The sequence below is a fragment of the Pseudomonas sp. FW305-28 genome, from assembly GCF_017351395.1.
GTDB classification, from domain to species: domain Bacteria; phylum Pseudomonadota; class Gammaproteobacteria; order Pseudomonadales; family Pseudomonadaceae; genus Aquipseudomonas; species Aquipseudomonas fluorescens_AA.
In genome coordinates, this window is sequence record NZ_JACNDD010000249.1 from 1 (window position 1) to 4681 (window position 4681).

General features: G+C 63.6%; 4 protein-coding genes. 1 reads left to right on the plus strand and 3 read right to left on the minus strand.

The features are described 5' to 3' along the window. Positions 1–51: 51 nt before the first annotated feature. From J4E53_RS29760 to J4E53_RS29770, 3 genes are all read right to left on the minus strand, one after another. Positions 52–1065: a GNAT family N-acetyltransferase gene (locus J4E53_RS29760; protein WP_060738506.1), complete on the minus strand. Its 1014-nt coding sequence runs from the start codon at positions 1063–1065 to the stop codon at positions 52–54. Between the two features lie 70 nt (positions 1066–1135). After that, the gene (locus J4E53_RS29765) at positions 1136–1912 is read right to left on the minus strand and encodes an ABC transporter substrate-binding protein (protein ID WP_060743063.1); all 777 of its coding nucleotides are present in this window, start codon (positions 1910–1912) and stop codon (positions 1136–1138) included. 115 nt (positions 1913–2027) lie between these two features. Continuing rightward, positions 2028–2654, minus strand: coding sequence for a TetR/AcrR family transcriptional regulator (locus J4E53_RS29770; protein WP_103311349.1), 627 nt, complete (start codon positions 2652–2654; stop codon positions 2028–2030). Positions 2655–2834: 180 nt separating this feature from the next. Here J4E53_RS29770 and J4E53_RS29775 point away from each other — a divergent pair, with 180 nt between their 5' ends. After that, on the plus strand, positions 2835–4625 hold the full coding sequence (locus tag J4E53_RS29775) for an acyclic terpene utilization AtuA family protein (RefSeq protein WP_103311348.1): 1791 nt from the start codon (positions 2835–2837) through the stop codon (positions 4623–4625). Positions 4626–4681 lie beyond the last annotated feature (56 nt).

Below are 4681 nucleotides of genomic sequence, written 5' to 3' on the forward strand. Positions count from 1 at the left end.
CTGTGGGAGCAAGGCTTGCCCGCGATGGCGGCCTGATGACCGCCCCTCCCCTTACATCAACCCACACCGATCAAAAAACCGCTCACGCCCCAGGATCATCAGCGCCGCGCGCTTGTGGGGGAAATCGAATTCCTTTTCACAATGGAAGCACTGGTTGTGCAGGTGCCCGATCATCCGCGCATTGTCGGCCCGGGGCTCGGCGACCACGCGCTGGGTGCGCGGGTCGTCCAGGAACAGGTAATGCACCAGCGCCGACAACCAACTCGCCACCTTGTGCGGCCCGCGGTGCTGCTCTTCGCCCACCAGCATGTGGATGCCGCGATCGTAGTGGTCGGCTTCATAGAACGGCGCGATCCGATCCTCCTTGGCCCAATAGGCTTCGAAGTAAGCGAACGGCTGGTCATCAAAGCAACCGATCAGGGTCAAGACCCGGGGATCGGCCTGCAGCTTGCCCAGGTACTCGCGATGCTGCTCCAGGCTGCCCTCCTCCTGCCAGAAGCTCGCCACTCGCGGGCTGTTCTGCCAGCGGTTGAAACGCTCCAGGTCCTGCTCGATTTCCAGGGTGCGCAAGGACACCCAGGCCCCCAGCCGCGCATCGAAACGTCGATACACCTCGCCACGCGGCTTCATGGGCCGGCGTGGATGGCGGCGACCATCGGTGATGACCATCTGTTGCGGGTAACTGCCGCTGAACGACTCCCCCAGCCAGGGCTGCGGCAACTGCCAGAACATCGTGCGCTCGCAACGGTATTCACCGGCACGCTCCGTGACCGTCAATAAACCGCTGAGCAAGGCTTCGCCGGGGCGCTCGTCGAGGTGCCAGGTCAGGTGCTGACACTCGGGATCGCGGGCAAACAGCCAATAGCAGGCCGCCCATAGCGCCGGACCCACTGGGCGGTCGTTGATTTCCTGCAAATGCACATGCAACTCGGGGCCGCGCACAAGGCGCAGCCGGATCAGCGGCGCACCTTCGAGCATCAGGCTCAGGTGGCGTTCGGTTTCATCGGCGCCGAGACGACGGCCACCGGGCAAGGGCAGCGTCGTCGGGTGGTTGAGGTTGGACATGGGAACGGCTCGCGTATTCGTCGGTAGTCAACGTGTGACGTGAGCCGGGGCGGGAAATTTAGGGTCGCCTTCAATGGGCATGCGTGGAGACCAGTTGGATCTGGTAGGGCTGGAAAATCTTCAGCATCTGACCGTTATCCCGCAGCGTTTGCAGCAACTGTGCAAACGCTTCACTGGAAATGGGCGCCTGTGGCCGGATCAGCGCGTAATGGTGGTAAACCTGATCGATGCGCTCAGACACCAGCAGCTGCGGGCCGACTTCGGGATTGCGCAACACGTAATCGTTGAGGTACGAACGGGTCACCAGGGCGATATCCGCCCGCCCGCGCAAGACCATCAGCAGATTGCTGTCGTGGGAATACGTCAGCGTGGCGTTGTATTGACCGGCGAGAAACTTGGGGTCGGCGTTGAATTCGGCAAAGGCGTAGTGATAACCGCTGAACAGCGCCAGGCGCTTGCCCCTGAGGTCGGCGAAATAACTTTGCTGGCGCTCCGGCTGGCGCTGGGCGACGAAGACTTCCGCATCTTCCAGGCCCATGTCCACCGACGTGTGCGGCACATCCTGCCAACCCCATTCGGGGTTCTCGAAAATGGCCATGTCGACCCGGCCCTGCTTGAAATCATTGAACCGGCGCGGGATCGACGTCGGCACCAGGATGAACTGATAGTCGCTTTGCGACTGGTTCAAGGCCTCCACCATCTGCGGCAGCAGGCCGGTGTCGGCACCGTTCTCGGGACGAACGGTATAGGGTGGAAAGTGTGCCGCGCCGATCCGCACCAGTTGCGCCGCCTCGATCGGCAACGCCAGGAAAACGGCCAGAGTGGCCAGCAGCACACGGGAGGTCATCCCCATCGGCGAAAACGTCAAGATAACCCACTCCCCAAAAGTCCCCATCACTACAATCAAGCTAGGCGGTTTCAGCCGCTTAGCCAGCCATGCGGCCATTTAAAGCGCCGCTCGATTATTGTTTTTCTTCAAGCACCAGGATCAAGGCCTGCTCGGCCAGTTCATCGAGGCTCAGGCTGCCTTCGGCGCGAAACCAGGTAGTGGTCCAGGACAACGCCCCCGTGAGGAATCGCCGGGTAATGGACACGTCCCCGCGAATATACCCGGCCTCCTTGGCCTGGCCCAGGACCTCGAGCCACAAGTCTTCATAAGTATCACGCAGGGCCAGCACGTGCCGCTGTCCGTCCGGCGAGAGCGAACGCCATTCATAGACCAGCACCGCCATGGCCTCGCCAGTGCCGCCCATGATCGACTGCAATTCGCAGCGAATCAGCGCCAGCACCCGCTCGCGCACGCTGTCGGCCTCGGCCAGGGCCGCGCGCATCAAGGCGGTGTTGTAGCGGATGGTTTCTTCCATCACCGCCCGCAGGATGTCGTCCTTGCTCTTGAAATGGTGAAAGATGCTGCCCGACTGGATGCCCACGGCGCTGGCCAGGTCGCGCACCGTGGTGCGCTCGAAGCCCTTGTTGCGAAACAGGTGGGCGGCAGTCTGGAGCAGTTTGCCGCGCGCACTGTCCGGGTCGGTCAGTTGCCCGTTGTCGACCAGCTCACGCATCACGCCCAGGGCTTTTTGCTCGTCCACCCATTCTCTCCTACAGTCGATCAACCAACGCGCCGCCACTGCACAGCAAACCATCGGTGGCGCGGGCAATTTAAGCCGAGCGAAGCAACCAAGCAAGCGCTCGGCCAGAAGAACCGGCGGCCGTTTACAAACCAAGCGCTTGCTTGGTAGTCTCGAGCCACCTTTGCCGGAGGGAACGCCATGCCCAAAACGATCCGAATCGGTTGCGCCAGCGCCTTTTGGGGCGACACCTGCACCGCGGCGGCGCAACTGGTCGAGGGCGGTGCGCTGGACTATCTGGTGTTCGACTATCTGGCCGAAGTCACGATGTCGATCATGGCCGGGGCGCGCCTGAAAGATGCTTCGAGCGGCTATGCCACGGACTTCATCGAGGTCCTCACCCCGCTGCTTCAGCGTTTGCATGACGACGGGATCCGCGTCATCAGCAACGCCGGCGGGGTCAATCCCCAGGCCTGTGCGAAGGCTCTGCAAGCAGCCTGCGATCAGGCCGGCGTAGCACTGAAGATTGCCGTGCTGCTGGGCGATGACCTGCAACCGCAACACGAACGGCTCGCCGCCCAGGGCATCGGCGAGATGTTCAGCGGCGAGCCCCTGCCTCCCGCGTGTGTGTCCATCAACGCCTACCTCGGCGCGCCTGGCATCGTCGAGGCGCTGCGCCTGGGCGCCGATGTGGTGATCACTGGCCGCGTGGTGGACAGTGCCGTGGTCAGCGCCGCCCTGGTGCATGAGTTCGGCTGGGCCTGGGACGATTACGACAGATTGGCCCAGGCCGCGCTCGCGGGGCATCTCATCGAGTGTGGCGCCCAGTGCACCGGCGGTAATTTTACCGACTGGCAGGCAGTGCCGGATTACGAGCACATCGGCTTTCCCATCGTCGAAGTCAGCGCCGATGGCCCGTTCATTGTCACCAAGACCGAAGGCAGCGGCGGGCTGGTTACGCCGTTGACCGTCGGCGAGCAGTTGCTCTACGAAATCGGCGACCCGCAAGGCTACCTGCTGCCCGACGTGATCTGCGATTTCAGCCAGGTCAGGTTGACCCAGCAGGGCAAGCACGCCGTGCGCGTCCATGGGGCCAGGGGCCTGCCGCCCGGCGACCGGTACAAGGTCTGCGCCACTTGGCTGGACGGCTGGCGCTGCACCGCCACCTGCCTGATCGCCGGCATCGATGCGGTGGCCAAGGCTGAACGGGTCAGCCAGGCGATCGTCGCCAAGACCTCACAGCTGTTGCGTCAACGTGGCTGGGCGCCCTACAGCGACGTGAACATCGAACTGCTGGGCAGCGAAGCCACTTATGGCCAGCACGGCCAGCGCCGGGACAGCCGTGAGGTGGTGATCAAGCTGGCGGTACGGCACCCGGATAAACAGCCGCTGGTGCTGTTTTCCAGGGAAATCGCCCAGGCCGCCACTGGCATGGCGCCGGGACTGACCGGCCTGGTCGGTGGCCGGCCGACGGTGTCGCCGTTGATTCGCCTGTTCTCGTTCCTGATCGACAAAACCAGCTGTCGGCTCGACATCGAACTCGACGGTCAGCGCCACCCTTGCTCCCTGCCCGCTTTCGAACCGCTGCACACCACCGATCTGCCGATCGCCCCGGCCCCGCCCAAACCCCAGGGCCGGGCCGACGCCAGCGTGCCGCTGATCAAACTGGCGGTGGCGCGCTCCGGCGACAAGGGCAACCACAGCAACATTGGCGTGATCGCCCGGGAACCCGAATACCTGCCCTGGATCGCCGAGGCGCTGACCCCGGAGGTGATGGTCGACTGGATGAGCCACGTGCTCGACCCGCTGCTGGGCCGGGTCGAACGCTGGTACCTGCCGGGTACCCACAGTTTGAATTTCCTGCTGGAAAACGCCCTCGGTGGCGGCGGTGTCGCCAGCCTGCGCATCGATCCCCAGGGCAAGGCGTTCGCCCAGCAGTTGCTGGAGATTCAGATACCGGTGCCGCAACACATTGCCGATCAGGTCGGCTAAGGGCGGTCGCCATGGCAAATAAACGATCAGCAGCCCCTGTGGCGAGGGAGCTTGCT

What these genes read in the sequence shown, in the direction of transcription:
- J4E53_RS29760 (WP_060738506.1), bottom strand. Translation starts at nt 1,065, where the DNA reads ATGTCCAACCTCAACCACCCGACGACGCTGCCCTTGCCCGGTGGCCGT.
- J4E53_RS29765 (WP_060743063.1), bottom strand. Translation starts at nt 1,912, where the DNA reads ATGACCTCCCGTGTGCTGCTGGCCACTCTGGCCGTTTTCCTGGCGTTG.
- J4E53_RS29775 (WP_103311348.1), top strand. Translation starts at nt 2,835, where the DNA reads ATGCCCAAAACGATCCGAATCGGTTGCGCCAGCGCCTTTTGGGGCGAC.